This is a genomic window from Streptomyces sp. NPDC048417 (assembly GCF_040651615.1).
Taxonomy (GTDB): Bacteria; Actinomycetota; Actinomycetes; order Streptomycetales; family Streptomycetaceae; genus Streptomyces.
Genome location: NZ_JBEZKI010000005.1, coordinates 394,342 through 420,168 on the forward strand (window position 1 = coordinate 394,342; position 25,827 = coordinate 420,168).

Here is a 25,827-nt window from a genome sequence, read left to right on the forward strand (position 1 = left end):
TTCACCCGCCAGGTGTGCGCGTACGTCGATGTGCAGGCCGGGGGGACGCGTGAACGGTGTGGTTCGAGCTCGGTACGTGTGGCTGCGAGCGGTTCCGCTGGGTGGGCCGCGGCGGTGGGGGCGCCGCGGCCCGTTCGTGGGTGCGGGATCGGCGTGGGTGATCGCGCCCATGCGGCGCGGCAGCCGTACATCGATACGGCCCCGCGCCCCTTCGGGGCGCTACGGCAGGCCGTGGACGTGGGCTCCCACCGAGTTGGACCACGCGTTGCCCGACGACGCGTCCCAGTTGGTCGACCAGGTCATCGCGCCGCGCAGGTCGGGGTAGGTCGTCGACGGCTTGAAGGAGCCGCAGTTGGTGGCCTTGGTCAGGCAGTCCAGGGCGTTGTTGACCACCGTCGGCGAGACGTAGCCGCTGCCCGCCGCGCTGGTCGACGCCGGCAGGCCGAGGCCCACCTGGGACGGGGACAGCCCGCCCTGCAGCTGGATGCAGGCCAGCGCGGTGAGGAAGTCCACCGAGCCCTGGCTGTACACCTTGCCGTCGCAGCCCAGCATCGAACCGCTGTTGTAGTACTGCATGTTGACGACCGTGAGGATGTCCTTGACGTTCAGGGCCGTCTGGAAGTACCCGTTGGACGTCGACTGCATGTCGATCGTCTGCGGCGCCATGGTGATGATCAGCGACGAGCCCGCCTTCGTCGACAGCGAGCGCAGCGCCTGGCTCATGTAGGTGGCGTTGATGCCGTTCTCCAGGTCGATGTCGACGCCGTCGAAGCCGTACGTCTGCATCAGCGAATAGACGGAGTTGGCGAAGTTCGTCGCGGACGCCGAGTCGCTCACCGAGATCGTGCCGTTCTGGCCGCCGATGGAGATGATGACCTTCTTGCCGGCCGCCTGCTTGGCCTTGATGTCGGCCTTGAACTGGTCGACCGTGTACCCGCCGAGACCGGCGGAGTCGAGGGTGAAGCTGACCGCGCCCGGTGTGCTGGTCGCGTCCGCGAAGGCGACGGCGATGATGTCGTACGAGGACGGCACGTCGGAGATCTTCTGGACGGTCGCGCCGTTGTTGAAGTTCTGCCAGTAGCCCGTCACCGCGTGCTTGGGCAGCGAGCCGCCACCGCTGCCGCCGGAGGCGGTCGTGGTCGCCGTCACCGCCGTCGACTTGCCGGACTCGCCCGCCGAGTTGGTCGCGGTGACCTGGAAGGAGTACGCCGTGGAGGCGGCGAGCCCGGTGATGGTGGCCGAGGCGCCGGTGACCGCGCTGACCTTGGTGCCGTTGCGGTAGACGTTGTAGCCGGTCGCGCCCGACACCGCGCTCCAGGACAGGGACGCCGAGGACGACGTCGTACCGGAGACCGCGAGGCCGGTCGGGGTGGCGGGGACGGTCGGGGCCGGGTCGGAACCGCCGCCGCCGTCGGGGCCGTAGACCGAGACGTCGTCGGCGTAGTAGGCGGCCTGGCCGTACCAGCCGTGGGTCCAGACCGTGACCGAGGTGGTCGAGGAACCGGTGGTGAAGGTCGTCGACAGCTGCGTCCAGGACGTGTTCGGGGTCCAGGTCGACACGTCCGTGGTGCCGGTGCCGGTCACACCCAGGTAGGTGTAGGAGCCCTGCACCCACGCGCTCAGCGTGTAGGTCGAGTTGGCCTTGACCGCCACCGTCTGGCTGCACTGGGCGTAGTCCTGCCCGGCCGGGGTCGCCTTCAGGGCGGCGGCGCCGGAGTGCACGGGGGAGGAGACGGTCGTACCGCTGCCGGCGGAACAGGTCCAGTTGGCGAGGGCCGACTCGAAGCCGGCGTTCTTCACGTTGTTGACGTCGGCGGCGGAGGCCGGGGAGGAGGCCAGGCCCGCCATCGCGAGGGCGGTGGCGAGCGCGGCCACGGCCGACCAGGTTCGGATACCTCGCTGTCCGGCATGCCGGGACACGAGTCGGGGGATGAGTCTGGGCATGACAATCAAGGTGGTCCAGACCAATTCACGTGTCAATAGGTCCAGACCAAATTCAAAGCCGCCGCTGAGCGGATCAGGCCGCGGTCATATGCTCAACCTGTCCCGATTTGAAGCTACTTGTGTGGTCACGGATCCCAGACAGCTGGACAAACGCTGTTCTCCGGTCACAGAGGCGTGGTTACAGTGCTGAGGTAGTCACGCAATGAAGTCGTCCCGGCTCATTGGAGTAACACCGGTGGGCCGCCGGGGTGTGAAGAGCGGGGAGCTGCGCGTGCCAACTGCCATTGCCGTGACCAGTGCCGACATGGCACTGCCGGTGCAGGACGAGCGGACCATGCCCGCGGTCGTGCTCCGGGACCTGGACCAGCGGCCCCTCGACCAGACCCTCGCCGAGTTCGTGGCGCTCATCGAGCAGCACGGGCACGTGATCGTCGTCTGCTCCGCGGCCGTACCCGAAGCCGTGACCCGGCGCCTGCACACCCTGCGCTCCCTGCTGGAGAGCGACCGGATCGCCCTGTTCCGCCCCGACCTGCCGCCCCTCGGCATCGCCGTCCTGGCCCGGCAGTTGCGGCAGCTGGCCTCCTGCGACCTCAGCCCCGGCGTCCTCGCGTCGGCCGGCCGGCTGCTCACCCACTACATCCACTCCGGCGCCGTCCTCGGCTCGGTCGCCAAGCTGGACCGGGTCCCGGTCACCCTCAAGGCGCACGCCAAGTCCTGGATGCCCGGCACCCAGTTCGCCGTCGTCGCGCACCCCCAGCCGCAACTGGTCCGGGTCGGCCCGGACACGACCCTGACCGGACCCGAGTTCAGCACCTGGATGCTGGTCGCCAGGGGGCAGCTGCAGTCCGAGTGGATCGGCGGCCTCGCCAAGTCCTGGGGCGCGTACGGGCTGCGCGAGACCCCGCTGCCGGCCGAGTCGTCCCACTGGTGGGGGACCGGCCGGATGATCGAGTTCACCAGCTATCTCGCCGACCTGTCGGTCCTCTACCAACTGGTCACCTCGGTCCGGCAGACCAGCTGCCACTGGTGCGGCATCGACGTCATCGGCGACCGCTGTGTCTTCTGCTCCGCCACCCCGCCCGTCTACGACCCGCCGGCGCACCGCGCGCTGGAACAGCGGACGCCCGCCTGACCCGTACACCCACCGCTCGGTTCCCCCACTTCCCCGCTTCCCCCGATGAGGTCGCACGGTCCATGAACTCCCGTCAGCGCCGCGGCGTGATACTCCTGATCCTGTCGGTGATCTGCGCGCTCGGCGCGTTCGCCGGCGTGCTCTCGGTCATCGACAACGCGAAGTCCGAGGTCGGCCCCAAGGTCACCGCGTACAAGGTCCGGTCGGACGTCAAGCCGTACACGACGCTGAGCGCGGACCAGTTCCAGAAGGTCGAGATGCCCCAGCGGTGGCTGTCCGCCAACGCCGTCACCAGCCTCGGCGCGATCGAGGGAAAGATCGCGGTCACCACGCTGAAGAAGGGCTCGCTGCTCCAGAGCGACATGATCGTCGACCAGCCCGCGCTGAAGGCCGGCGAGCAGGAGGTCGCGATCATGATCGACGCGGCCACCGGAGTGGCCGGCAAGATCACCCCGGGCTCGCTGGTCAACGTCTACGCCACCTTCCAGGGCAAGCAGCAGAGCGACCCCGACCAGTCGAAGATCATCGTGACCAACGCCCGGGTCCTGGACGTCGGCGCCCAGCTCAGCTACGTGGACCCGGACAACCGGAACCAGCAGCCCAGCGACGCCGTCCCCATCACCTTCGCGCTGTCCACGCTCGACGCCCAGCGCCTCACCTACGCGGAGTCCTTCGCCCAGCGGGTCCGGCTCGCCCTGGTCGCGCCCGGCACGACCACCACCGTGCCGGACAAGGACCGCACCTACGAACTCGCGACGGACAAGTGAGAGGCGCCTCGCATGCCCATCAGGATCCTCCCCGCCGTCGGTGACGCGGACGCCGTCCGCTCGCTGGTCTCCCTGCTCAGCCAGCTCCCGGACAGCGAACCGCTGCCGCCCGTCGTCGACTCCACCCAACTCGTCGACACCCTGGCCCGGTTCGCCGCCGAGTCCGTCGACGAACTCCCCGAGGTCGTCGTCGTCCACGAACGCATCGGCCCGGTCCCGGCCCTGGAGCTGATCCGCGAGGTCGCCCTGCGCTTCCCGGCGGTCGGCGTCGTCCTCGTCACCACCGACACCAGCCCCGGCCTGTTCGCCGCCGCGATGGACTCCGGCGCCCGCGGCCTGGTCGGGCTCCCCATGAGCTACGAGGAGCTGGCCGGCCGCGTCCAGGCGGTCGCCCAGTGGTCCACGGGCGTACGGCGCCACCTCGGCCACGGCGCGGACGCGTTCGCCGGCGTCGGCGGGACCGTCGTCACCGTCAGCGGCGCCAAGGGCGGGACCGGCGCGACCCTGGTGGCGATCCAGATCGCCCTCGCCGCGCAGGCCTCCGGCCACTCCACCGCCCTGGTCGACCTCGACCTCCAGACCGGGGACGTCGCCTCCTACCTGGACGTCCAGTTCCGCCGCTCGGTCGCCGACCTGGCCGCGGTCAACGACATCTCGCCCCGCGTCATGGCCGAGGCCGTCTTCCGCCACGACTCCGGGCTCGCCCTGCTCCTCGCACCCGCCGAGGGCGAACGCGGCGAGGAGGTCACCGACCGGGCCGCCCGCCAGATCCTCAGCGCCCTGCGCTCCCGCTACGAGATCGTGGTCGTCGACTGCGGCGCCCAGCTCGGCGGGGCGGGCGCGGCTGCCGTGGAGACCGCCGACCTGGCCCTCCTGGTGACCACGCCCGACGTGGTCGCCGTACGCGCCGCCAAGCGCACGGTGCGGATGTGGGACCGGCTGCAGATCCGCAAGGCCGAGGAGACGACGGTGGTCGTCAACCGGCACACCAGGGCCACGGAGATCCAGCCCGCGCTGATCCAGCGGATCACCGGCACCGCGCTGGCGGGGACGCCGATCCCCGCCAACTTCAAGGAACTCCAGGGCGTGGTGGACGCGGGGCGGATCCACGAACTGGACGCCCGCAGCACGGTGAAGCAGGCGCTGTGGGCACTGGCCGGGGAGCTGGGCCTGGTACGGACGGCGGAGGGGACGGTGCCGCGACGGGCCGGGGCACGGGCCCGGGCCGCGGAGCGGGGGGCGGTCGGTTTCCGGCGACGGAAGGAACTCCCATGAGTGTCTGCCGGTCGGGGCGGGGCGCGGGGCCGGTGGGCCCTCGGTCGGGTGCGGGCCGGAGGGGGCTCAGCGCGCAGTTCCCCGCGCCCCTACGGGTCGCTTCTCTGCGGTTCGCTGCAAAGACGCGCCCGGCCGAAGCGCGCCCAAGGGGCGCGGGGAACTGCGCGACCAGCCCCCACGCACCCGCACCCGACCGACGGCCCACCACAGCCGCAGCCGTACCCGGCCGAAGACCATCCGACCGCGGCCAGGTCACCATCGAACTCCTCGGCATGACCCCGGTCATCATCCTCACCCTCGTACTCATGTGGCAGGCCGTCCTCGTCGGATACGCCTTCACCCTCGCCGGAAACGCCGCTGACGAAGGAGTCCGCGCGGGCACGGCCGTCCCCCGGGGAGAACGGTTCGGCGTCTGCGAGCAGGCCGCGCTGGAGGACCTCTCCAGCGCCTGGCGGGAGGGCGCCACGGTGGGCCAGTGCGGCGGCACCGGCACCGTCACCGCGGACGTCTCCCTGCGCGTCCCGGTGCTCTTCCCCGGCACCATCGACTTCCCCGTCACCGTGCACGGCCACGCCGGCACGGTGGAGGAGGTGAAGCGCTGATGCGCCGCAACCTGCGCGACCGCGGCCAGGTCGCCATCGAGTACCTCGGCTTCCTCCCGATCCTGCTCATCGTCGGGCTGGCCGGCATCCAGCTCGGCGCCGTCGCCTACGCCGCCGAGCAGGCCGGGACGGCGGCCCGGGCGGGGGCCCGGGCCGCCTCGCTGCACGAAGACGTCGGCGCGGCCTGCGCCAGTGCGGTCAGCGGCCGGATCGACGTGAGCTGCGCTTCCTCCGGCGGCGGCGACTCGGTCACCGTGACCGCCACCGTCCACATCCCGAAGATCGTCTGGGAGCTGGGCAACGCCACCAAGTCCGCCACGATGCCCGTCGACCACTGAACGAGGAGCACGGCAAACATGAGCCTGCGGGCACGTATCAACTCCCCCGAGGAGCACGGCAGCCGGGGCGAGGACGGCCATCTGGTCTCCTCCTACCGGGCCAAGCTCCTGGAGGAGATCGACCTCGCGGAGATGAGCGCGCTGGCCGCCGCCGAGCGCCGGGCACGCCTCGAACGCGTCCTCGGCCACATCATCAGCCGCGAGGGCCCGGTCCTGTCGACCGTCGAGCGCTCCCAGCTGATCCGCCGAGTGGTCGACGAGGCACTGGGCCTCGGCATCCTGGAGCCGCTGCTCGAAGACGCGTCGATCACGGAGATCATGGTGAACGGCCCCGACGCGATCTTCGTCGAGCGCGGCGGCCGGGTCGAGCAGCTGCCGCTGCGGTTCGCGTCCGCGGACCAGCTGATGCAGACCATCGAGCGGATCGTCTCCACGGTCAACCGCCGCGTGGACGAGTCCAACCCGATGGTCGACGCCCGCCTGCCCTCCGGCGAACGCGTCAACGTCATCATCCCGCCGCTCTCCCTGACCGGCCCCATCCTCACCATCCGCCGCTTCCCGCGCTCCTTCACCCTCCAGGAGCTGATCGGCTTCGGCTCGCTCGACGAGCCCATGGTGTTCCTGCTGGCGGGCCTGGTGCAGGCGAAGTTCAACATCATCGTCTCCGGCGCCACCGGCACCGGAAAGACGACCCTGCTGAACGCCCTGTCCGGGCTCATCCCGGCGCACGAACGCATCATCACCATCGAGGACTCCGCCGAACTCCAGCTCCAGCAGTCGCACGTGGTCCGTCTGGAGTCGCGCCCGGCGAACGTCGAGGGCAAGGGCCAGGTCAGCATCCGCGACCTGGTCCGCAACTCGCTGCGGATGCGCCCCGACCGGATCGTGGTCGGCGAGGTCCGCGGCGGCGAGTCCCTGGACATGCTCCAGGCCATGTCCACCGGCCACGACGGCTCGCTCGCGACCGTCCACGCCAACAGCGCCGAGGACGCTCTGACCCGGCTCCAGACCCTGGCCTCCATGTCGGACGTCGAAGTCCCCTTCGTCGCCCTGCACGACCAGATCAACAGCGCGGTCGAGGTCCTCGTCCAGCTGACCCGGTTCGCGGACGGCGCCCGCCGGATCACCGAGATCGCGGTGCTGGACAGCCACGGCAGCGAGCCGTACCGGCTGGCGACGGTGGCCCGGTTCGACGCCCGCCCCATGACCCACGACGGCCATGTCCACGGCGCCTTCCAGTACTTCCCGCTCCCGCGCCGCACCGCCGACCGCCTCTACATGGCCGGCCAGCCCATCCCGCAGGCCTTCGGCGTGGCCCAGCACTTCGACCAGCTCACCACCCGAGAAGCGAGGTAGGCCATGACCCTCCATGACCTCGTCACCCTCACCACCGGCGTCACCCTGCTGGCCTGCCTGCTGGCCGTGGTGGGCCTGCACACCTACGCCTCCGGCCGGGCCCAGCGCGCCGCCCTGGTGGAACGCCTCTCCTACACCGGCCAGGCCCCGCTCACCGGCCGCCGGCGCCGCTTCCGCAACCTGGACCGCCGGCTGCGCGGCACGGGGATCGGCCGCCGCCTCGAACTCCGGCTGGCGGCAACAGGCCTGGACGTGACGCCCGGCGAGTTCTTCGCCTACATGCTCGCCGCCGTCGTGGCCCTCTGGCTCATCGGCCAGGCCGCCCTGGCCCCCTTCTTCGGGCCGATCGCCGGCCTCCTCGGGGTCTTCGCCGCCGTGCAGTTCCTCAACTGGCAGCGGCAGAAACGCATCGAGCGGTTCATCGCCCAACTCCCCGAACTCGCCCGCATCCTGGCCAACGCCACGCACGCCGGACTCGCCCTGCGCACCGCGATCGGCATGGCGGCGGAGGAGCTGGAGGCCCCGGCCGGTGAGGAACTCGGCAAGGTGGCCGACCAGTTGGCGATCGGTCACTCCATGGACGACGCACTCGGCGAACTGGCCGACCGGCTCCCGTCCCGCGAGCTGGTCGTCCTGGTCACGACCCTCGTCCTCTCCAACAGGGCGGGCGGCCAGGTCGTCTCCGCGCTGCGCAACCTGACCGAGACCCTGGAGGAGCGCAAGGAGACCCGCCGCGAGGTCCGCACCCAGCTCTCCCAGGTGACGATGACGTCGTACGCCGTCCCGGTGCTCGGCATCGGCGCCCTGTTCCTGATGAACGGGGTCAAGGGCGACACCCTGGACCGCATGACGGGCACCACCCTCGGCCAGGCCGCGGTCCTCATCGCGTTCGGCCTCTACGTCATCGGGTTCGTCCTCATCCGCCGCCTCAGCCGCGTCGACGTATAGGGGGTTGTGACCATGGCACTGCTCCTGGCCCTTGTGACGGCCCTCGCCGTCTACGGCGCCTTCGCGGGCATCCGCATGTACCGCGCGGACGCGAAACTCCCCTCCGACCTGCAGATCGCCCTGGAAGTGGGCGCCACCCGCACCGGCGCCGCCAACTCCCTCATCGACCGCATGGGCATGCGCTACGCCCCCGCCGTCCTGCGCCTGATGGGCCCGCGCCAGGTGGCGCGGTACCGCCGCAAGATCGACCTGGCGGGCAACCCCGGCGGCCTGACGATCGACCGCTACGCGGCCCGCCGGGCGGTCTACGGCGCACTCGGCGGCGTCGGCTTCCTGGTCTTCTTGCTGAGGGGGCAATGGCTGATGGCCGTTGTCCTCCTCCTCTTCGGCGCGTTCTGGACGGAGGTCGGCATCTGGTCGGCGATCCGTGTCCGCAAGGACGTCATCGAACGCACCCTGCCCGACTTCCTGGACGTCCTCGCGGTGGTGGTGAGCGCCGGCCTCGGTTTCCGGCAGGCCCTGGACCGGGTCGCCTCGCACTACGAGGGCCCCTGGGCGGACGAACTCCGTATCACCCTCCGCCAGCTGGACCTGGGCATGAGCCGCCGCCAGGCCTTCGCGGAACTCCGCCGTCGCAACGACTCCGAACAGGTGGCGATGTTCGTCACGGCGCTCCAGCAGGGCGAGGAACTGGGCGCGCCGATCGTCGACACCCTGGTCGCCCTGGCCAAGGACATGCGCCGCACGGACGCCCAGAACGCCCGCCGCAAGGCGGCCCGGGCGGTCCCGAGGGCCACGCTGATGATCACCACGTTCATGGTCCCGGCCACGATGCTCCTGCTGGCCGCCGGCCTGCTGCTGGGCTCCGGGGTCGACTTCGGGTCGGTCACGGGGAAGTAGCCGAGGAAGGGCGGGTGAGGGCGATGGCGACACGGGAGGACGACGGGAAGGTCGAGATCCGGGCCCTGCGGGCGATGGGCCGCCAGGTCTTCGGCTTCCGCCTGGCGATGATCGCCGTGGCGGCCCCCGCGGCCCTCCTCAACGCCACCCCCGGCCTGGGCACCCGCCTGGTCGGCTCCGCGGTGGTCGTCACCTTCATGATCTCGTACGTCCTCTTCCGCGACTGGCAGCGCTTCGGCCCCCTCCTGCTGCGCCACCCCACGCTGCTGGCCGCCGACACCCTCTTCGGCTCCTTCCTGCTGATCTCGGCCGGCCCCGACACGACCCTCGCGTACGTCAGCGTCTGCACCCCGTTCCTCGCCGGCCTCCTCTACAGCTGGCGCGGAGCGGCGGTCTTCGCGTCCCTCCAGTCGCTGATCCTCCTGGTCGTGGTGGAGACGCTGAAGCACCACACCGGCGTGGCGGACTCCCTCCTCCTGCCCGGCCTGTGCGTGATCACCGGCGCGATGGGCTCCACCCTGCGCACCCTGATGCTCCGCTTCGGCACCGCCACCGAGGCCCTCACCGAGACCCGCGCGCGTCTCGCCGCGACGGAGGCGGTGAGCACGGAACGCGCCCGCCTGGCCCGCGAGATGCACGACTCGGTCACCAAAACCCTCTACGGCGTCGCACTGATCGCCGACGGCCTCGCGGAGTCGGCGTCCGCGACCCCGGACCGCCTCGACCCGGCGCTGATCAGACAGCAGGCGGAACTGGTGGCGGACGCGGCCCGCAGGGCGGCGGGTGAGGCCCGCGAACTCCTGACGGACCTGCGCACCCGGACGGACGGCGAGGCCCCGGACGTACGCGCCGAACTGGAATCGCTGACAAGTGACTTCACGGCCCGTACGGCCATGACGGCGACCTACGAAGGCCCCGCCACCCCGGTCCCGCTGCCCCACGCCACGGCTCGCCAGCTGCTGGGCATCACGGCGGAGGCCCTGGAGAACGCCCACCGCCACGCACGGGCGACAAGGGTCGACGTACGGGCGGAGACGACCCCCGACCACCGTCTGATCGTCACGATCCACGACGACGGACGCGGCCTGCCCCCGGACACGACCGTCGAAGACCTGCGTCGCACCGGCCACTTCGGCCTGCTCGGCATGACAGAACGGGCCGCGTCGATGGGCGCGCGCCTCCGGCTGACCGCCGACAAGGGCACCGAGGTCCGAGTGGAGGTGCCACTGACATGACGGAGACGAGAGGAGGCCCCCCGATGCCGCAGCACCCCTTCATGGAGTGCGCAGAACCTCCGCCCCCACCACCCCTGCGCGTCCTGGTGGCCGACGACAACCCGGTGATCCGCGCGGGCCTGACGGCGGTCCTCTCCGCCGCGGAGGGCCTCACGGTCGTCGCAGAGGCCGACGACGGCCGCGCGGCCTACGAGGCGGCCCTGCGTCTTCACCCCGACGTCATCCTCCTCGACGTCCGCATGCCCGGGGTCGACGGCATGGCGGCACTGCCGCACCTGGTGCGCCTGGCCCCGGTCATGATGCTGACGTACAGCGACGAGACGGCGATCGTGCAGGAGGCCGTACGCCTGGGCGCCGGAGGCTACCTGGTCCACGGCGAGTTCACGACGGCCCAGCTGACGCAGGCGGTACGGGACGTGGGCGGCGGCCGGCCGCACTTCACACCGACCGCGACGAACGCGTTGCTGGCCCATATCAGAGGGCACGCAACTGCACACGCAAAACCCGAACTACGCGCTCTCCCAACACATTTTCCACCCAAAGGACTTTCGCAACTGCAATCCACTGTGGGACAGTCGTCGAAGTCCCGGTTTCAACTGAGCAGCAGGGAGGCGGAGATCATGGACCTCATCGCGTCCGGCATGACCAACCAGCAGATCGCCGCCGTCTGCTTCATCAGCGAGAAGACGGTCAAGAACCACATCAACCGCATCTTCGCCAAGCTCCACACCACCACCCGCGCCCAGGCGACGGCCAAGTGGCTGGGGGTGGCGTGAGATGAACTGGGTGAACTGGGTCCGGATTTGGGTCCTGGGACCCTCCGCGGATGGGTATGTTCCGCCGTACGTTGCGAGGATCGGAACCGAACCCGGAGGGGAGCACCATGAGCGACCGGATGCTGAGGATGCTTGTCGCGCTGCAGCGCCGCGCCGACGACCGGGGGCAGACCGCGGTCGAGTATCTGGGGATCATCGCGGTGGTGGTGGCGATCGTGCTGGCCGTCACGGGCACCAGCATCGGCCAGACGATCCTCACCAAGATCACTGCGCAAATCAACAAGATCGTGTGATGCGTCTCCGCCGTTACGGCGACTCAGGGCAGGCCTTCCCCATCTACATCACGGTAGCGGGGGGCCTGCTCTTTCTCGCGTTCGCGTACCTCGCGGTCGGCCAGGCCGCGGTGAACCGGAACGGTGCCCAGACGGCCGCCGACGCGGCGGCGCTCGCCGCCGCGGTGAACACGCGTGACGAGCTTGCGGACCAGTGGGTGCAGGACGTACGCGACCCGACCAAGTGGCTGGACATCTTCCACGGCAAGGTGAACGTCGCCGATTCGTGCTGGCGCGCCAGCCAACTGGCGGCCCAGAACGACGCGACGGCACATTGCGTGTCCGAACCTCCGCTGAGCTACAAGGTCGACGCCAAGACGAACAAGACCGTGGGCGACTCCGTCGTGCCCGGCACCGAGAGCATGAGGTCGACGGCGAGCGCCACCGCCGTGATCGAGCCGCTCTGCACGTTCTCGCTTTCCGGTGAGGGTGGCGTACTGCCCGAACTCACCTGCAAGGACCGCAACTGGGATCTGGACCCGACCGATCCGACGGATCTGCCGGGCCCCGAAGACCTCTTCGACGTCCACCTGGCCGACTGACAAGCGAATCGACGAGCGAAGAAGGAGGCGGGAACGATGAGCATGGGGTTCACTGCGAAGGCCCGCAGGGGGGCGGTCGCGTTGCTGGTCGCGACGGGCCTTGCGGTGGGGGTCGCCGGCTGCGGCGGCGGAGGCGACGACAAGGCGGACAAGCCCCAGACGTCGGCCTCCGCGTCCAAGAGCGGGGGATCGAACCCGAGTGCTCAGGAGGGCGAGTCCCAGGCGCCGCTCGCCGAACTCAGGGGGACGGACAGCCTGCTCCTTCAGGTCACGTCCGCTCAGCGGGACTCGGGCGGGTTCGTCACGGTGAACGGCACCCTCAAGAACGACGGTGCCGAATCCGTCGTCATCCCCGCTCAGGTCAGTGGTGACGAAACAGAGATCACCAGGCACGGCTTCTCCTTCGGTGGGGCCACCCTGGTCGACTCCAAGGGCAAGAAGCGCTACTACGTCCTGCGCGACACGGACGGACGGCCGCTCACCAGCATCGGCATCACCAACGTCGACGCCGGCCAGACCGTCCCCGTCTTCATGCAGTTCCCCGCCCCACCCGCCGACACCACCGAGGTAACCCTCCAACTTCCCACCTTCGCCAGCGGCACGATCCAGATCTCCGGGTGAGGCCGACGTGACCACACCACGCCTCCCGCTGACCCTGGGCGCCGCCACGCTCCTGCTGGTCACGAATCTCTACGGCGCGACGGCCGCCCGTGCCGACGACGGCGGCCCGAGCGTCCCCCCGGGCACCGAGCCCTCCGCCAGCGCGCCCGTGAAGATCGACCCGACGGACCCCGACCTCAAGCTCCCCGAAGGCGCCACCCTCGCCGATCCCAAGGTGCTGGACATCAAGTCGGTCGTCGAGGACCAGAGCGGTGACGAGCGCCGTACGGACACCAACACGGACGTGACGTTCGCCCTCCAGGCCGAGGTGCTGTTCAGCAAGGACAGCGCCAAGCTGAGCGCGGCGGCGAAGGCGCGGATCGGGGCGATCGCCGACGAGATCAAGAAGCAGAACGCCACCCAGGTCCGTGTCTTCGGCTTCACGGACAACCTGGGCTCCTCGGCCCACGGAGACGTCCTCTCCCGCCAGCGCGCCAACGCCGTGCAGGGCGTCCTGGACCAGGACCTGAACGACCCGAACATCACCTTCGACGTCCGCGGCTACGGCGAGCAGTACCCGATCGCCGACAACTCCACGGAGGAGGGCCGCAAGAAGAACCGCCGCGTGGAGGTGACGTTCCCGAGGACGGGGGGCTGAACGAGGCCAGTGCCCCTGCGCGGGGCGCGGCGTTCGGCTCGGAGAGGAGCCCGGCGGTCGTGATTCCTCCCGTGGGCGGGCGGTCGAGCTCGGAGGGATGCTTCCGATCACCGCTGATCTGCTGATCAGGTTGGCTGTGGCAGCCGACTTCACTGCGAACCTGCATGTCGTCTCCGGCGGTCACAACACGGTGGTGTTCGCGGAGCACGCGGCTTGATCCGGAGGGACCCGGAACAGGACTCAGCTCGTCTCCACGCTCACACGCGTGCCGACCCTCACTCCCCACTCGGCCATGGCCCCGGCCTCCGCCTCCAGCACATGCCGGGACCGGAGACGCGGCAGGCCCAGGCGCCCCGGCGGCATGGTGCGTACGGCGATGACGGTCAGCCGCCGGTCCAGATAGGCGACATCGATCGGCATCCGCATCCGGAACGTGTGGATGCTGTTGGCGGGGGAGAGCAGGATCGCCCCGTCGAGCCCATCGCGTCCCAACAGGCCCTTTGAGCGGGCGCGATAGGACGTGGCGAGCTCCAGCGGGACGATGACCGGTTCCTCGCTGCCATGGATGACCAAACTTCCTCGCCTGTCCCGCCAGCGCCTCATGGCCTGCCTCTCCCCTGTCTCCCAGCGGTTCCCCGAAGCGACCGTATCCGCAACACGGACGAGTGACGCTCGCCGCAGTGCTCAAGTGCGCAACACGGCCGGAATCCCGCCTCAGAACAGGCAGACCGAATCGGCCGGCCGCCCCCGGCCCAGCAGGTCCGTACCCAGAGGCGCCCATGTCCCGCCGATATCGTCGTGAGGATCAAGAGACCTCTGGCCCCACCTGGAGTCCGCAAGTGCACCGCCCTGCCCGGTTCCTCACGACCGCACGCGGTGTGCGCTGCCCACGGTCCGCGGGCGGCACGGCGGGTGATCCTCCTGAGGGGGCCTTCGCCACCACCGTAACGGGGCATCCGCATGGCTGAGCGGCTGAAGGTCGACGGTACGGAACTCGACCAGTTCTTCAAGGACTTGAAGCGAGCGCAGGAGTCGTTCACCGCCCTGCAGAAGGTACTGCGTGACCCCGGTGTCAATGGTCTGGGCACGGACGACCTGGACGAGGCCTGTGAGCGGTTCCAGGAGGACTGGCACTACGGGGCCAAGGCGATCGCCGAGCAGATCGGGGAACTCACGGACATCACGAAGAAGGCCAAGGACGACTTCCACGAGGTGGACGTGGCCCTGGAGAAGGCGTTGGAAAAGGCGAGGCGGAAGAGCGGGAGCAAGTGACGGTCACGAATCCCTACCCGCATCTCGGCTTCAACCCTGCTCCCGGCAGCACGGATCTGGTGCACGACATCCACCGCAGGCTGTCCGGCTGCGCGAAGGAGATGGAGAAGGCGCACTCCAAGGTCACCAAGCTGATGAACGGCAGCTACTGGGAGGGCGACGCGGCCGTCGCGTTCCGCGAGCAACTGGAGGGCGGCCCGCTGCCGCTCAACCTGAAGAACGGCGCCCACTCCGTTGACAAGGCCGCGAAGCAGCTGGATCTGTGGGCCGGAGAGCTGGAGGAGTTCCAGAGGCGCGCGAAGAAACTCGACGGTGAGGCCAAGGACGCCCGCGAGGCGCTGCGGCGTGCTCAGGGTCACGCGGACGACGCGAAGAGGGCCTCGGAGACTTCGAGCGTGGGCAAGGGTGACGCCGGCTCGGCTCTGGACAAAGCGAACAGCAGGGTCACGACGGCGCAGGACGACCTGGACGACGTACTGAAGCGGGCCCGATCCCTTGCGAGTGAACACGAGGACACCGCCCGCAGGCGGGCCCGGCGCATCGGCGACGCCACGCACAGGCTGGCGCCGCACGAGCCGAACGCGTGGGACAAGTTCACGGACTGGCTGGGCGACAACCTCCCGGACATTCTCAGCGCGTGCGCTGCTGTGCTGGGCGTGATCGCACTGCTGGGTCTCACGGCCATCGCCCCGTGGATGCTGTTCCTGGCGGCCGGACTGCTCAGCGGACTGGCCTTCGGCCTGCGCGTCAGCGACCCCGAGGTCCTGGCGTCCTTGGAGGACGGCTTCACGAAGGGCGAGCTGGATGTCGACTTCTGGGGCAATCTGCTGGGGGTGGCGGGGGACTTTCTGGGGATGCTGCCGGGGCTCGGCGTGGTGGCCAAGGGCAGCTACCTCGGGCTTCGCGCAGTGGGTGAGTCCGGAGAACTGCTGTCGCTGGTGGGAGAGGGCGACGAGGTGCTGACACTCGGGCAGAAGCTCGCGCGGGTCGGCACCAATGTCGGAACTTCACTCAAGACCGTCGGGACCACGATCAGGTCAGAGTCCGCCGCAGCCGGAGGGGCCGCGAGCCTGCTGGCCCATCCAAGGGTGCTCGGTGGCCGGCTGGCACCGATCGTGGAGAAGATCGACAAGCCGGCGACGATCTTGGGGGCGGGGACGGCCGTCTATGGTGTGACGAGCAGCTTTGTCGACACCTTGGACAATGACGAGGCCAAGACGGTCGGCAACCTCCTCGACGGACCCAGAACTCTGGGCGTCGATGTTCCGGCGACCGTGGGTGCCCTCCACTTCCTGCTGCGCGGCGCTGGTGAGGCGTCATGAGAAGTGCTCCCTCTTACGTGATCGATGACTCGGCGCGGAGCGAGGACGCCGACATCTGGTTCGCGTTGCCCCCGGGATTCGTTCCGCTGCCTCTCCAGGAGCTGGCCGCGGCCGGGCGTGAACCGGGGCAGACGGCGGATCGCTTCGCCAGCCTCGGTCCGGTGCTCCGGCTGGCCAGGCTGCTCCTGGAAGCCGGAACGGTGCACTGTTGCCTGGGTCTGCACGCCGATGACGAGGGAGATGGCGGTCCGCTGATGTCCTTCTTCACGCTTGCCTGGCGGCGCGTCGACTGGGCCCCGCGCAGCGTCCTCGCCGGCCGCGCCGCCGCCGTAGCGGAGCGGCCAGAGCACATCGAGATTCTGGACCTGCCGTGCGGCCCGGCCTCGCTTGTACAAACGCGCTTGAACGCGCCATCGGAACTGGGCCTCGGCGCCCCGTGCGAACTGCTCCAGGTCACGGTCTACTTGCCCTGTCCGGACGGTGAGCGCATCGCGATCCTCTCGCTGGCCGCGACAACTGTCGAGCGGGCGCGGCGCTACCGTGCACTGCTCACGGACGTCGCAGGTACGGTCAGTTTCGAGAACCCAATTCCCGAAGTATCCGACGATGTACCCGACAAGGAATGACATGCCCGCCACGCACCATCCCACAGCCTGGGGCGACCCGGCGACCCGCCGTGCTTGGACGAAGCTGCTGATCTCCGCCGCCCTCGGCCAGTTGCTGTGGCCCGCGGTCTGGCTGGGGCTGCTGGCGTGGTACGTGTCCATGTCGATCACGTGGACGCTGTGGCTCTTCTTCGTCCCGATGGCCTACGCGTTCTACCGAACGTTCCTCCAATGGGCCTATTGGCGGGGGGCCTTTCGTACACGGCGTCTTCTGCGGCAGTACCCCTGGCACGTGTATGAGGCTCCGGAGAGCGGGATCGGCAACCTCCCCGGCGTCGGCAACGGCTATGCCTGGCTGAGGTTCCCCAACCCCGAAGTGCCGGATCAGCAGGTGACGATGGTGATGCACTCGCATGTGCGCTCCATCTGGTGGGGCGGCCGCCTCGGGAAGCGTGCCAAGGACGAGCGGAAGGCGCAGGTGCGGGAGGTCTGGTTCGCCGGTGACCCTCGATTCGCCGCGGTGATCGCCGTCTCGGGTCCACGCCGCCTCTACGTGCTCCATCAGCGCCCGAGCTACAACCCGGGGATCCCCGCAGACGGCCACGGAGCCGGATCCCAGGCCCTCGAACTTGCCCGGCGTGCCGGGGTCCGGGTGCCGGGCCCTGATTCGGTCGGCTCCTGACCATCGCCTGCCTCGGCAGCTCGGCAAATCAGTTGTGACGGCCTCGGGCTCCGGGTAGGACGTTCCCCATGACCACACTCGGCGCCGTATTCCGCCCCCAGCTGCCCCCCGAGCGACTCCGTGCCGTGGTCCGGCTCGCGGAGGAGGTTGGGCTGGAGGAGCTGTGGCTCTGGGAGGACTGTTTCCGCGAGGGTGGGATCTCCACCGCCGCCGCTGCTCTCGCCTGGTCGGAGCGGGTGCGGATCGGTGTCGGGCTGTTGCCCGTGCCGCTGCGGAACGTCGCCATCACCGCGATGGAGGCCGCCGCGCTGCACCGGATGTTCCCGGGGCGCGCGATCCTCGGCGTCGGCCACGGTGTGCAGGACTGGATGGGCCAGGTCGGCGCCCGCGCCGAGTCCCCGCTGACCCTGCTGCGCGAGCATCTCGGCGCCCTGCGCGCGCTGTTGCGCGGGGAGCGGCTCACCGTCGACGGGCGGTACGTCCGGCTCGACGACGTCGCGCTCGACTGGCCGCCCGCCGGGCCCGTCCAGATCCTCGCCGGAGCCGAAGGCCCCCGCACCCTCCGCCTCAGCGGCGAGGCCGCCGACGGGACGATCCTCACCGCCGCCACTCCGCCCGACGGCGTCCGCCGGGCCCGGCGGCTCATCGAGGAGGGGCGGGCGGCCGCCGGGCGGGGCGCGGACGAGCCGCACCAGGTCGTCGTCTATCTCCTCACCGCCACCGGGGCTGACGCGGCCGCCCGGCTCCGGGCCGAACTCGTCGCCGAGGGCCTGGAGTCGGTCCCCGAGCTCGGCGTCGCCGGAGACGCGGGCGCCGTCGCCAAAGCGGTGCGGCGGCTCACGGAGGCCGGCGCCGACACCGTCATCCTCCAGCCGACGGGGGACGAACCCGACCCCGAGGGCTTCGTACGGTTCACCGCCGAGGAGGTCCGGCCGCTCGTGCCGTGAGCTGCCGCGAGCTGCCCTGAGCTGCCCTGAGCTGCCCTGAGCTGCCCTGAGCCGTCGTGAGATGCCGTGCGCCGTCCGCCGGTCGCGACCGGCGGGACCGCCCGGTCAGGCGGTACCCGTGGGAGTGGTCCGCCGGTGGTCGCCCGCCGTCCCGTCGACCAGCTCCCGCAGGATGTCGATGTGCCCGGCATGCCGGGCCGTCTCCTCGATCATGTGGACCAGCACCCAGCGCAGGGAGACCGCGTGGTCCCGCCAGTCCGGCTTGCCCAGCGTGTCCAGGGGCCGCGCGGTGATCATCGCGTCGGAGGCGGCGCGCGCACGGCCGTAGAAGTCGATGATCTGCTGGGTCGTCTCGCCGGGGCCGACCGACATGTCCTCGTCCGTGTACGGGTCGAACCACAGGGGTTCGATCTCGCCGCCGAAGCTCGACACGAACCAGCCGTACTCCACGGACGCCAGGTGCTTCACCAGCCCCAGCAGGTTCGTCCCGGACGGGGTCATCGGGCGGCGCAGCTGTTCGTCGTCGAGGCCCTCCAGCTTCCACAGCACCGCGTCCCGGTGCCGGTTCAGGCTCGCCTGCAGGATGTCCTTCTCACCAGCGGTGTACGTGTCATCGGTCGTCATGGTGGGCGAAATTACCAGCGGGCACTGACAATCCATTGGGATCATGCGGGCCATGGCAGAGCACACGCATCGCACCTTCGAGACCTTCGAGGACCTCGTCGCCGAGGGGGCCGCCGTGCCGACGGAGGGCTGGGACTTCTCCTGGTTCGAGGGCCGGGCCACCGAGGCGCGCCCCTCCTGGGGCTATGCCCGCGCCGCCGGCGGACGGCTGGCCCGCGCCACCGCCGCCCTCGACATCCAGACCGGCGGCGGCGAGGTACTCGACTTCGCCCTCAGCACGGCGGCCCAGAACCATTCCCCCCTGACCGCCCCGGCCCGCCCGTCGCAGCTGCTCGCCGCCACCGAGGGCTGGCCGCCGAACGTCCGTAAGGCGAGCGACCTGCTGCGTGCGCGCGGTGTCGTGGTCGTCGCCTCGCCCGAGGACGCCCCGCTGCCGTTCGCCGACGAGAGTTTCGACCTGGTCCTCAGCCGGCACCCGGTGCGGGCCCACTGGTCCGAGATCGCGCGCGTGCTGCGCCCCGGCGGTACCTACTTCGCCCAGCACGTCGGACCCGCCAGCGTCTTCGAGCTGGTGGAGTACTTCCTCGGGCCGCAGCCGGAGGCGGTCCGCGGCGGGCGCGACCCCGACCGGGAGCGCGCCGGGGCGGCGGCGGCCGGGCTGAAGGTCGTGGATCTGCGGGCCGAACGGCTGCGGATGGAGTTCTACGACATCGCCGCCGTCGTGCACTTCCTGCGGAAGGTCGTATGGATGGTCCCCGGCTTCACGGTCGAGGAGTACGAGCCCCGACTCCGCGCCCTGCACCGGCGGATCGAGGCGGAAGGCCCCTTCGTCGCGCACAGCACCCGGCACCTCTTCGACACCCGCAAGCCGGCGCGCCGGCCGTGATCCACCGCCCTTGAAATGCCAGGTGCCGAAGAATGGCCAAGAACTGCCGTTCGAGCCCCCGGACGTCCCCCCGGGTCCCGAGCACACCTCGACGATCATCATGGGGCATGTCGTGACACTGAAGAACCAACAGGATCAATCTGTTTCGTAGGTAACGGATCTACGCATAAGTGAACATCCGGCCTCCTTGTTCATCTCTCATTTCCATAGAGTTTTCACATCGTTACCTCCGCTGCCCTGTATCCCCCGGTTGGCTCACGTAAGTTCAGACCAAGGTAATTCGCGTGAGCAAAGCTGCGCGGGCGGCACCGTGCGGTGGAGGGGGCTGCGCGGTGCCGTAATGCCCCGCTGGCTCCCGTCAAGCCGTCGTTCGCGGCCGGGGTAGCCCATCGGAGGGACGGGTGAGCAACCCGCCGAGGCGTCCCCAAGACGGCCCAAACCCTCTTGATCTCCCCGAATGCGACCAGTTTTCCTGGGATTCCGCTGTGAATCGGCCATGCGAGGCCCTTGAATCCAGCGTTCCGGGCCGCTCGGGGCGTTGTCGGGTGACTCCGGAGAGTAGTTGTGGCACGCCGATGCACGCAGCATCACTTACAAAGGGTTATGGTGGAAACCCCCCCTCGGGCCGGTCCGTCTCCCCCCCACGGACCGGCCCGTTTTTCTGCCCGGGGACCGGGCCGTCCTTCCGCCTGCGGCCACCCCCGTTTTTCACCCACTTTTAAGCGCCCTCGGACCCGGCGTCCCGAAGGGGCGCGGGGCACCGCGCGACCAGCCCCGACGCACCCTCACTCACCAGACCGCACAAGCCCCCCACCCCCTTGGGGCGCCCTCCCCACCGCGCCCCCCTCGACTCCCGGAGGGGTAGGCTTCGGCCCGCGGAACCCCGCAGCGAGACACGAGGGGCGGACTCAAGTGAACCTGCGCGACAAGCTGCGCGGCCTGCTCGTCAGGCTCTACGCACGCCGGGTGGAAGGTCACCTGGACCACGCTCAGGTGCCCAAGCACATCGGCGTCATCATGGACGGCAACCGCCGCTGGGCGAAGGCCGCCGGATCCAGCACCGTGCACGGCCACCGGGCCGGCGCCGAGAAGATCGAGGAGTTCCTCGGCTGGTGCTCCGAGACCGATGTCGAGGTCGTCACCCTCTGGCTGCTGTCCACGGACAACTTTGACCGCGCCAAGGAGGAGCTGGTCCCCCTCCTCGGCATCATCGAGGACGTCGTCCGCACCCTCGCCGCCGACGGCCGCTGGCGGGTCCACCACGTCGGCACCCCCGACCTGCTGCCCTCCCCGATGCAGACCGCGCTCAAGGAGGCCGAGGAGTCCACCGCGCACGTCGAGGGAATACTGGTGAACGTCGCCATCGGCTACGGCGGCCGCCAGGAGATCGCCGACGCCGTCCGCTCGATGATCCTGGACGCCCACGACAAGGGTGTCGCGATGGACGACCTCGCCGACGCCGTCGACGTCGACATGATCGGCCGTCACCTCTACACCGGCGCCCAGCCCGACCCGGACCTGGTGATCCGCACCAGCGGGGAGCAGCGGCTGTCCGGATTCATGCTCTGGCAGACCGCGCACGCCGAGTACTACTTCTGCGAGGTCTTCTGGCCCGCGTTCCGCAAGGTCGACTTCCTGCGGGCCCTGCGTGACTACGCGGCCCGCCACCGCCGCTACGGCGGGTGACGTCATCGTGACGGTGGACGTCAACACGGCATACGCCACCTGTCACCGTCGCCACGCTGGATAACCCCTTCGCTACGGTGGATGACCCCACCGCACCCATGAGGCGTAAATCACCCTTTTCGGGGCGCCAGTAACACGGAGTTCACCTGCGCGTCGTTGCAGACCGTGGCATGGCGGCGCATGTTCGAGGGCATAAGGCAAGCAGGTCGATGCCCGAACCACGGGCATCGGATCTCAGCGGGCGACTCGGGGTCGTCCGCCCGGGAGGCCCTTTGCACCAGCCCGACCGTGCGGTCACGGCACGGAAGAAGCAGCGGGGGGCCGGTTTTCGGCCCGTGCAGGGTGGCCGTCAACCGGTCCAGCTCCTCTTCGTCGCTCCCCGACCTCATCCGAGGGGGTACGTCCTTCCGTGGTGACCAGCACAACGCGCCGCAAGTCCGACCGGCGCACCTATGTTCTCGACACCAGCGTCCTGCTGGCCGACCCGAACGCCATGGCCCGCTTCGACGAGCACGAGGTCGTGCTCCCGATCGTCGTGGTCACGGAACTGGAGGCCAAACGGCACCATCCCGAACTCGGCTACTTCGCCCGGCAGGCCCTGCGCCTGCTCGACGACTACCGGGTCCGGCACGGCCGTCTGGACGCCCCCATCCCGATCGGGGACCTCGGCGGCACGATCCGTGTCGAGCTCAATCACTCGGACCCCAGCGTCCTGCCCAGCGGCTACCGCCTGGGGGACAACGACTCCCGCATCCTCGCGGTCGCCCGCAACCTGCAGGCCGAGGGGTACGACGTCACCGTCGTCTCGAAGGACCTCCCGCTCAGGATCAAGGCGTCGTCGGTCGGCCTCCTCGCCGAGGAGTACCGCGCCGAACTCGCCATCACGGGTGCCTCCGGCTGGACCGGAATGTCCGAACTGACGCTGTCCGGCGAACAGGTGGACCTCCTCTTCGAGGAAGGGCATGTGTACGTCCCGGAGGCCTCGGACCTCCCCGTGCACACTGGCCTGACCATCCAGTCCGAGCGCGGCAAGGCACTCGGCCGGGTGACGGCCGAGGGCAACGTCCGTGTGGTGCGCGGCGATCGGGAGGCGTTCGGCATCAAGGGCCGCAGCGCCGAGCAGCGCATCGCGCTCGACCTGCTGCTCGACCCGGACGTCGGGATCGTGTCGATGGGCGGCCGGGCCGGCACCGGCAAGTCGGCGCTGGCGCTGTGCGCGGGTCTGGAAGCGGTCCTGGAGCGCCGCCAGCACAAGAAGGTCATGGTCTTCCGTCCGCTGTACGCGGTCGGCGGCCAGGAGCTGGGCTATCTGCCCGGCTCCGAGTCGGAGAAGATGAGCCCCTGGGCGCAGGCGGTCTTCGACACCCTCTCGGCGGTCACCAGCCGCGAGGTCATCGAGGAGGTCACCGCGCGCGGGATGCTGGAGGTGCTGCCGCTCACCCACATCCGCGGCCGCTCCCTGCACGACGCGTTCGTGATCGTCGACGAGGCCCAGTCGCTGGAACGGAACGTCCTGCTGACCGTTCTGTCCCGGATCGGCGCGAACTCAAGGGTGGTTCTGACCCATGACGTGGCCCAGCGGGACAACCTCCGGGTCGGCCGGTACGACGGTGTGGTCGCCGTGGTGGAGAAGCTGAAGGGTCACCCGCTCTTCGCGCATGTCACCCTCAACCGGTCCGAGAGGTCCCAGATTGCCGCGCTTGTGACCGAAATGCTGGAGGACGGACACATCTGATCCATCTGATCCCTGTGTCCAACTTGGGCTGATTACCCATCCGTTGGCGCCGTCCGGCAAAGGCGTTGAGCCTAGCCGGGCGGCGCCTTCGGGTGTGCGGCTTTCCTGAAATCCCCTGGGGGAAACGGGATGTGAGCTTTCACACGCAACTCGGAATTGCCACCCGGCGTCGGGGTACGGCAGAGTCTCACTCCTGTCAGGCCCCGCATACGACACACCTGTACCCCCAGCGGTACGGCAACACAGAAGCATCACGGCTAATTCCATAGCGACGTCGTATGCCGCCCGAGCACCACACGGCACTCTCTGTCGGGGAGTTGCCCATCGGGCCCGCGCCTCCCGTGACCCCGCAGTTGGGAGGCCAGCGTCAGGGGAACGATTGCGTCCGCCAGGGTCACCGAAGCGGGCGATGCTGGAAGGAAACCGTGTGAGCCGGATTTCGGTCCGGGGATTCGCAGTGGCCTCGGCCACCGCGGTCACCGCCGTCGGAAGCGTTGTCGGTGTTGCCTCGGGCAGCGTCGCACAGCCGAACGACGCTGAGGCGACGGCAGCCGACACCACGCTGCTCGCGGACATACCCGCGGGTCAGCAGGCGACGGTGCAGACCGCGTCCCTGACGCAGCAGGCCGACGCCGTGGCCATCCAGGCCGACGCGACCGCCAAGAAGGACGCCGAACAGGCGGCCCGGGTGGCGGCCGCCAAGACCGCGACCGCCAAGAAGGCCGAGGCCGAGCAGGCGGCGAAGGAGGCCAAGGAGCGCGCCGAGGCGAAGGAAGCGGCCAGCCGCTCCACCGCCAGCTTCCCGGTCCGCAGCTCGTACTCCGTGGCGCAGATCCAGGCGATGGCGCAGCAGATGGTGGCCAGCGGCCAGTACCAGTGCTTCAGCAACATCGTGAGCCACGAGTCCGGCTGGAACTACCAGGCGGTCAACGCCTCTTCCGGTGCCTACGGCCTCTTCCAGGCCCTGCCCGGCTCCAAGATGTCCTCCGTGGGCGCCGACTGGCAGACCAACCCGGCCACCCAGATCAAGTGGGGCCTCAACTACATGAACTCCCGGTACGGCAGCCCCTGTGAGGCCTGGTCGTTCTGGCAGGCGAACAGCTGGTACTAGAGGCTGCTCCGCTTCTCTCAACCTTCGACAGCCCCTCCCCGTCCTACGGGGAGGGGCTGTCGCCCTGTACGGTCGGACCGAACGACTCCCGGGGGGAGTGGTGAGGAGCACCCGGAGACGCGGGGGAAGAGAGCGGATCATGTCGCGAGTGCCGGAGTGGCTCGGCAGGCTCGGCGCCCGACTGAGCGAAATGAGCGAGCGGTTGGACGAACGCCGGGCCGAGGTGGAGCGTGAGCACACCGAACCGGAGCCGCCCGCACTGCCCGCACAGGCCCCCGCTCCCGAGCCCGCCCCGGCGGCCCCTGCCACCGCCGCTCCCAGGCCTGTCCGGAAGCCCGCACCGCGTCCCGACCCCGTGACGGCCATCCCCTGGGGCGTACGGGTCGCCGCCGAGGCCGGCTGGCGGCTGCTGGTGCTGGCCGGCACGGTCTGGATCCTGATGCGGGTCATCAGCGCCGTACAACTCGTGGTGTTCGCCTTCGTCATCGCGCTGCTCATCACCGCCCTGCTCCAGCCCGCGGTCGCCTGGCTGTGCCGCCGCGGCATGCCCCGCGGGCCGGCCACCGCGCTCACCGCCATCTCCGGCTTCGTGGTGATAGGCCTGATGGGCTGGTTCGTGACCTGGCAGGTCATGGAGAACATCGACACGCTCTCCGACCAGGTCCAGAACGGCATCGACGACCTGCGCAACTGGCTGCTGAAGAGCCCCTTCCACGTCACCGACAAACAGATCAACCAGATCGCCAAGAACCTCCGCGAGGCGATCGGCGCCAACACCGACCAGATCACCTCGTTCGGCCTGGAGGGCGTCCAGGTCGTCGTGGAGGCCCTGACCGGCATCCTGCTGGTCTTCTTCTCCACGCTCTTCCTGCTCTACGACGGCGCGCGCATCTGGCAGTGGTTCCTGAAGCTGGTGCCCGCCGCCGCCCGCGAGGGGGTGGCCGGCGCCGGCCCGCGCGCCTGGCGCACGCTCACCGCCTACGTCCGCGGCACGGTCCTGGTCGCCCTCATCGACGCCATCTTCATCGGCCTGGGCATCTACTTCCTGGACGTCCCGATGGCCGTCCCGCTCGCCGTCTTCATCTTCCTGTTCTCCTTCATCCCGCTCGTCGGCGCGGTCGCCTCGGGCGCCCTGGCGGTGGTGGTCGCGCTCGTCACCCAGGGCGTCTTCGCCGCGGTCATGACCCTGATCGTCGTCCTGGCCGTCCAGCAGATCGAGGGCCACATCCTGCAGCCGTTCATCCTGGGCCGCGCGGTCCGTGTCCACCCCCTCGCGGTGGTCCTCACGGTCGCGGCCGGCGGCCTGGTCGCGGGCATCGGCGGCGCGGTGGTGGCCGTACCGCTGGTGGCGGTGACGAACACGGTGGTCAGCTATCTGCACCAGTACTCGAACGAGAGACACGCGGACGCGGAGCCCGACGACGGTGCTCAGCCACACACATCAGCCGATCCGGCGACCGAGGACGAGGCCGTTCGGGCCGATGCGGGATCCGGGGGCGCGGCCCCCAGGAACGCGGAAGACCCCGCCCACTGAGAGGTGGGCGGGGTCCAC

The 25,827-nt window shown here is 69.9% G+C and carries 27 protein-coding genes; 24 read left to right on the forward strand and 3 right to left on the reverse strand.

All coding sequences use genetic code 11. The annotated features are described in order from the left end of the window. Nucleotides 1-219 precede the first annotated feature (219 nt). Complete coding sequence (locus tag AB0D59_RS10905) at nucleotides 220-1,944, reverse strand: glycoside hydrolase family 18 protein (RefSeq protein ID WP_362563433.1); 1,725 nt, start codon at nucleotides 1,942-1,944, stop codon at nucleotides 220-222. A 235-nt stretch (nucleotides 1,945-2,179) separates the two neighbouring features. Between AB0D59_RS10905 and AB0D59_RS10910 the strand changes: the two genes are divergently transcribed. The 14 genes from AB0D59_RS10910 (at nucleotide 2,180) to AB0D59_RS10975 (ending at nucleotide 13,405) form a co-directional block, all read left to right on the forward strand. Beyond that, the gene (locus AB0D59_RS10910) at nucleotides 2,180-3,076 is read left to right on the forward strand and encodes a hypothetical protein (RefSeq protein WP_362563436.1); all 897 of its coding nucleotides are present in this window, start codon (nucleotides 2,180-2,182) and stop codon (nucleotides 3,074-3,076) included. 62 nt (nucleotides 3,077-3,138) lie between these two features. Beyond that, nucleotides 3,139-3,843, forward strand: a complete 705-nt coding sequence (gene cpaB, locus AB0D59_RS10915) for a Flp pilus assembly protein CpaB (protein WP_362563439.1) — start codon at nucleotides 3,139-3,141, stop codon at nucleotides 3,841-3,843. A 12-nt stretch (nucleotides 3,844-3,855) separates the two neighbouring features. Continuing rightward, entirely contained in the window at nucleotides 3,856-5,118 is a 1,263-nt protein-coding gene (locus AB0D59_RS10920; protein ID WP_362563442.1) for a P-loop NTPase, read from the forward strand. 272 nt (nucleotides 5,119-5,390) lie between these two features. Further along, nucleotides 5,391-5,720: a pilus assembly protein gene (locus AB0D59_RS10925; RefSeq protein ID WP_362563445.1), complete on the forward strand. Its 330-nt coding sequence runs from the start codon at nucleotides 5,391-5,393 to the stop codon at nucleotides 5,718-5,720. Next, nucleotides 5,720-6,058 (forward strand): TadE/TadG family type IV pilus assembly protein, encoded by a 339-nt coding sequence (locus AB0D59_RS10930; protein ID WP_362563447.1) that lies wholly within the window; start codon nucleotides 5,720-5,722, stop codon nucleotides 6,056-6,058. The genes AB0D59_RS10925 and AB0D59_RS10930 overlap by 1 nt, the downstream gene beginning before the upstream one ends. Before the next feature lie 18 nt (nucleotides 6,059-6,076). Continuing rightward, a complete protein-coding gene (locus AB0D59_RS10935) occupies nucleotides 6,077-7,414 on the forward strand; it encodes a CpaF family protein (protein WP_362563448.1) in 1,338 nt (445 codons plus the stop codon). Nucleotides 7,415-7,417: 3 nt separating this feature from the next. Next, complete coding sequence (locus tag AB0D59_RS10940) at nucleotides 7,418-8,362, forward strand: type II secretion system F family protein (RefSeq protein ID WP_362563450.1); 945 nt, start codon at nucleotides 7,418-7,420, stop codon at nucleotides 8,360-8,362. Nucleotides 8,363-8,374: 12 nt separating this feature from the next. Beyond that, nucleotides 8,375-9,262, forward strand: a complete 888-nt coding sequence (locus AB0D59_RS10945; protein ID WP_362563453.1) for a DUF5936 domain-containing protein — start codon at nucleotides 8,375-8,377, stop codon at nucleotides 9,260-9,262. A 23-nt stretch (nucleotides 9,263-9,285) separates the two neighbouring features. Continuing rightward, nucleotides 9,286-10,497 (forward strand): ATP-binding protein, encoded by a 1,212-nt coding sequence (locus AB0D59_RS10950; protein WP_362563455.1) that lies wholly within the window; start codon nucleotides 9,286-9,288, stop codon nucleotides 10,495-10,497. 23 nt (nucleotides 10,498-10,520) lie between these two features. Continuing rightward, a complete protein-coding gene (locus AB0D59_RS10955) occupies nucleotides 10,521-11,273 on the forward strand; it encodes a response regulator transcription factor (RefSeq protein WP_362563457.1) in 753 nt (250 codons plus the stop codon). A gap of 107 nt (nucleotides 11,274-11,380) precedes the next feature. After that, a complete protein-coding gene (locus AB0D59_RS10960) occupies nucleotides 11,381-11,566 on the forward strand; it encodes a hypothetical protein (RefSeq protein ID WP_351318768.1) in 186 nt (61 codons plus the stop codon). Next, nucleotides 11,566-12,147: a pilus assembly protein TadG-related protein gene (locus AB0D59_RS10965; RefSeq protein ID WP_362563460.1), complete on the forward strand. Its 582-nt coding sequence runs from the start codon at nucleotides 11,566-11,568 to the stop codon at nucleotides 12,145-12,147. The genes AB0D59_RS10960 and AB0D59_RS10965 overlap by 1 nt, the downstream gene beginning before the upstream one ends. A 36-nt stretch (nucleotides 12,148-12,183) precedes the next feature. After that, nucleotides 12,184-12,768: a hypothetical protein gene (locus tag AB0D59_RS10970; RefSeq protein ID WP_362563462.1), complete on the forward strand. Its 585-nt coding sequence runs from the start codon at nucleotides 12,184-12,186 to the stop codon at nucleotides 12,766-12,768. 7 nt (nucleotides 12,769-12,775) lie between these two features. Next, nucleotides 12,776-13,405, forward strand: coding sequence for an OmpA family protein (locus AB0D59_RS10975; RefSeq protein WP_362563464.1), 630 nt, complete (start codon nucleotides 12,776-12,778; stop codon nucleotides 13,403-13,405). Nucleotides 13,406-13,645: 240 nt separating this feature from the next. Here the strand turns inward: AB0D59_RS10975 and AB0D59_RS10980 are convergent, their stop codons facing one another. After that, a complete protein-coding gene (locus AB0D59_RS10980) occupies nucleotides 13,646-14,008 on the reverse strand; it encodes a DUF192 domain-containing protein (protein WP_362563467.1) in 363 nt (120 codons plus the stop codon). Between the two features lie 357 nt (nucleotides 14,009-14,365). Here AB0D59_RS10980 and AB0D59_RS10985 point away from each other — a divergent pair, with 357 nt between their 5' ends. The 5 genes from AB0D59_RS10985 to AB0D59_RS11005 all read left to right on the forward strand — a co-directional run bounded on the left by AB0D59_RS10985 (nucleotide 14,366) and on the right by AB0D59_RS11005 (nucleotide 18,233). After that, nucleotides 14,366-14,677 (forward strand): hypothetical protein, encoded by a 312-nt coding sequence (locus AB0D59_RS10985; RefSeq protein ID WP_362563468.1) that lies wholly within the window; start codon nucleotides 14,366-14,368, stop codon nucleotides 14,675-14,677. Continuing rightward, nucleotides 14,674-15,999: a putative T7SS-secreted protein gene (locus AB0D59_RS10990; protein ID WP_362563470.1), complete on the forward strand. Its 1,326-nt coding sequence runs from the start codon at nucleotides 14,674-14,676 to the stop codon at nucleotides 15,997-15,999. Before AB0D59_RS10985 ends, AB0D59_RS10990 begins: the two co-directional genes overlap by 4 nt. Nucleotides 16,000-16,016: 17 nt before the next feature. Then, nucleotides 16,017-16,625 carry a hypothetical protein gene (locus AB0D59_RS10995; protein ID WP_362563472.1) on the forward strand — a complete coding sequence of 203 codons (609 nt, stop codon included), beginning with the start codon at nucleotides 16,017-16,019 and terminating at the stop codon, nucleotides 16,623-16,625. 1 nt (nucleotide 16,626) lies between these two features. Further along, nucleotides 16,627-17,286 (forward strand): hypothetical protein, encoded by a 660-nt coding sequence (locus AB0D59_RS11000; RefSeq protein ID WP_362563474.1) that lies wholly within the window; start codon nucleotides 16,627-16,629, stop codon nucleotides 17,284-17,286. A gap of 68 nt (nucleotides 17,287-17,354) precedes the next feature. After that, the gene (locus AB0D59_RS11005; protein WP_362563475.1) at nucleotides 17,355-18,233 is read left to right on the forward strand and encodes an LLM class flavin-dependent oxidoreductase; all 879 of its coding nucleotides are present in this window, start codon (nucleotides 17,355-17,357) and stop codon (nucleotides 18,231-18,233) included. Nucleotides 18,234-18,338: 105 nt separating this feature from the next. Here the strand turns inward: AB0D59_RS11005 and AB0D59_RS11010 are convergent, their stop codons facing one another. Continuing rightward, the gene (locus AB0D59_RS11010) at nucleotides 18,339-18,857 is read right to left on the reverse strand and encodes a DinB family protein (RefSeq protein ID WP_362563477.1); all 519 of its coding nucleotides are present in this window, start codon (nucleotides 18,855-18,857) and stop codon (nucleotides 18,339-18,341) included. Between the two features lie 52 nt (nucleotides 18,858-18,909). On the opposite strand from AB0D59_RS11010, the gene AB0D59_RS11015 reads away from it, so the two are divergent. The 5 genes from AB0D59_RS11015 to AB0D59_RS11035 all read left to right on the forward strand — a co-directional run bounded on the left by AB0D59_RS11015 (nucleotide 18,910) and on the right by AB0D59_RS11035 (nucleotide 25,809). Continuing rightward, nucleotides 18,910-19,743 (forward strand): class I SAM-dependent methyltransferase, encoded by an 834-nt coding sequence (locus tag AB0D59_RS11015; protein WP_362563479.1) that lies wholly within the window; start codon nucleotides 18,910-18,912, stop codon nucleotides 19,741-19,743. Between the two features lie 912 nt (nucleotides 19,744-20,655). Further along, nucleotides 20,656-21,429, forward strand: coding sequence for an isoprenyl transferase (locus tag AB0D59_RS11020; protein WP_362563482.1), 774 nt, complete (start codon nucleotides 20,656-20,658; stop codon nucleotides 21,427-21,429). A 409-nt stretch (nucleotides 21,430-21,838) separates the two neighbouring features. Next, nucleotides 21,839-23,164, forward strand: a complete 1,326-nt coding sequence (locus tag AB0D59_RS11025; RefSeq protein WP_362563484.1) for a PhoH family protein — start codon at nucleotides 21,839-21,841, stop codon at nucleotides 23,162-23,164. 427 nt (nucleotides 23,165-23,591) lie between these two features. Further along, nucleotides 23,592-24,275: a transglycosylase SLT domain-containing protein gene (locus AB0D59_RS11030; RefSeq protein WP_362563487.1), complete on the forward strand. Its 684-nt coding sequence runs from the start codon at nucleotides 23,592-23,594 to the stop codon at nucleotides 24,273-24,275. 139 nt (nucleotides 24,276-24,414) lie between these two features. Further along, complete coding sequence (locus AB0D59_RS11035; protein ID WP_362563490.1) at nucleotides 24,415-25,809, forward strand: AI-2E family transporter; 1,395 nt, start codon at nucleotides 24,415-24,417, stop codon at nucleotides 25,807-25,809. Nucleotides 25,810-25,827 lie beyond the last annotated feature (18 nt).

What these genes read in the sequence shown, in the direction of transcription:
- AB0D59_RS10905 (WP_362563433.1), bottom strand. Translation starts at nt 1,944, where the DNA reads ATGCCCAGACTCATCCCCCGACTCGTGTCCCGGCATGCCGGACAGCGA.
- cpaB (WP_362563439.1), top strand. Translation starts at nt 3,139, where the DNA reads ATGAACTCCCGTCAGCGCCGCGGCGTGATACTCCTGATCCTGTCGGTG.
- AB0D59_RS10920 (WP_362563442.1), top strand. Translation starts at nt 3,856, where the DNA reads ATGCCCATCAGGATCCTCCCCGCCGTCGGTGACGCGGACGCCGTCCGC.
- AB0D59_RS10925 (WP_362563445.1), top strand. Translation starts at nt 5,391, where the DNA reads ATGACCCCGGTCATCATCCTCACCCTCGTACTCATGTGGCAGGCCGTC.
- AB0D59_RS10930 (WP_362563447.1), top strand. Translation starts at nt 5,720, where the DNA reads ATGCGCCGCAACCTGCGCGACCGCGGCCAGGTCGCCATCGAGTACCTC.
- AB0D59_RS10935 (WP_362563448.1), top strand. Translation starts at nt 6,077, where the DNA reads ATGAGCCTGCGGGCACGTATCAACTCCCCCGAGGAGCACGGCAGCCGG.
- AB0D59_RS10940 (WP_362563450.1), top strand. Translation starts at nt 7,418, where the DNA reads ATGACCCTCCATGACCTCGTCACCCTCACCACCGGCGTCACCCTGCTG.
- AB0D59_RS10945 (WP_362563453.1), top strand. Translation starts at nt 8,375, where the DNA reads ATGGCACTGCTCCTGGCCCTTGTGACGGCCCTCGCCGTCTACGGCGCC.
- AB0D59_RS10950 (WP_362563455.1), top strand. Translation starts at nt 9,286, where the DNA reads ATGGCGACACGGGAGGACGACGGGAAGGTCGAGATCCGGGCCCTGCGG.
- AB0D59_RS10955 (WP_362563457.1), top strand. Translation starts at nt 10,521, where the DNA reads ATGCCGCAGCACCCCTTCATGGAGTGCGCAGAACCTCCGCCCCCACCA.
- AB0D59_RS10960 (WP_351318768.1), top strand. Translation starts at nt 11,381, where the DNA reads ATGAGCGACCGGATGCTGAGGATGCTTGTCGCGCTGCAGCGCCGCGCC.
- AB0D59_RS10965 (WP_362563460.1), top strand. Translation starts at nt 11,566, where the DNA reads ATGCGTCTCCGCCGTTACGGCGACTCAGGGCAGGCCTTCCCCATCTAC.
- AB0D59_RS10970 (WP_362563462.1), top strand. Translation starts at nt 12,184, where the DNA reads ATGAGCATGGGGTTCACTGCGAAGGCCCGCAGGGGGGCGGTCGCGTTG.
- AB0D59_RS10980 (WP_362563467.1), bottom strand. Translation starts at nt 14,008, where the DNA reads ATGAGGCGCTGGCGGGACAGGCGAGGAAGTTTGGTCATCCATGGCAGC.
- AB0D59_RS10985 (WP_362563468.1), top strand. Translation starts at nt 14,366, where the DNA reads ATGGCTGAGCGGCTGAAGGTCGACGGTACGGAACTCGACCAGTTCTTC.
- AB0D59_RS11000 (WP_362563474.1), top strand. Translation starts at nt 16,627, where the DNA reads ATGCCCGCCACGCACCATCCCACAGCCTGGGGCGACCCGGCGACCCGC.
- AB0D59_RS11005 (WP_362563475.1), top strand. Translation starts at nt 17,355, where the DNA reads ATGACCACACTCGGCGCCGTATTCCGCCCCCAGCTGCCCCCCGAGCGA.
- AB0D59_RS11010 (WP_362563477.1), bottom strand. Translation starts at nt 18,857, where the DNA reads ATGACGACCGATGACACGTACACCGCTGGTGAGAAGGACATCCTGCAG.
- AB0D59_RS11015 (WP_362563479.1), top strand. Translation starts at nt 18,910, where the DNA reads ATGGCAGAGCACACGCATCGCACCTTCGAGACCTTCGAGGACCTCGTC.
- AB0D59_RS11035 (WP_362563490.1), top strand. Translation starts at nt 24,415, where the DNA reads ATGTCGCGAGTGCCGGAGTGGCTCGGCAGGCTCGGCGCCCGACTGAGC.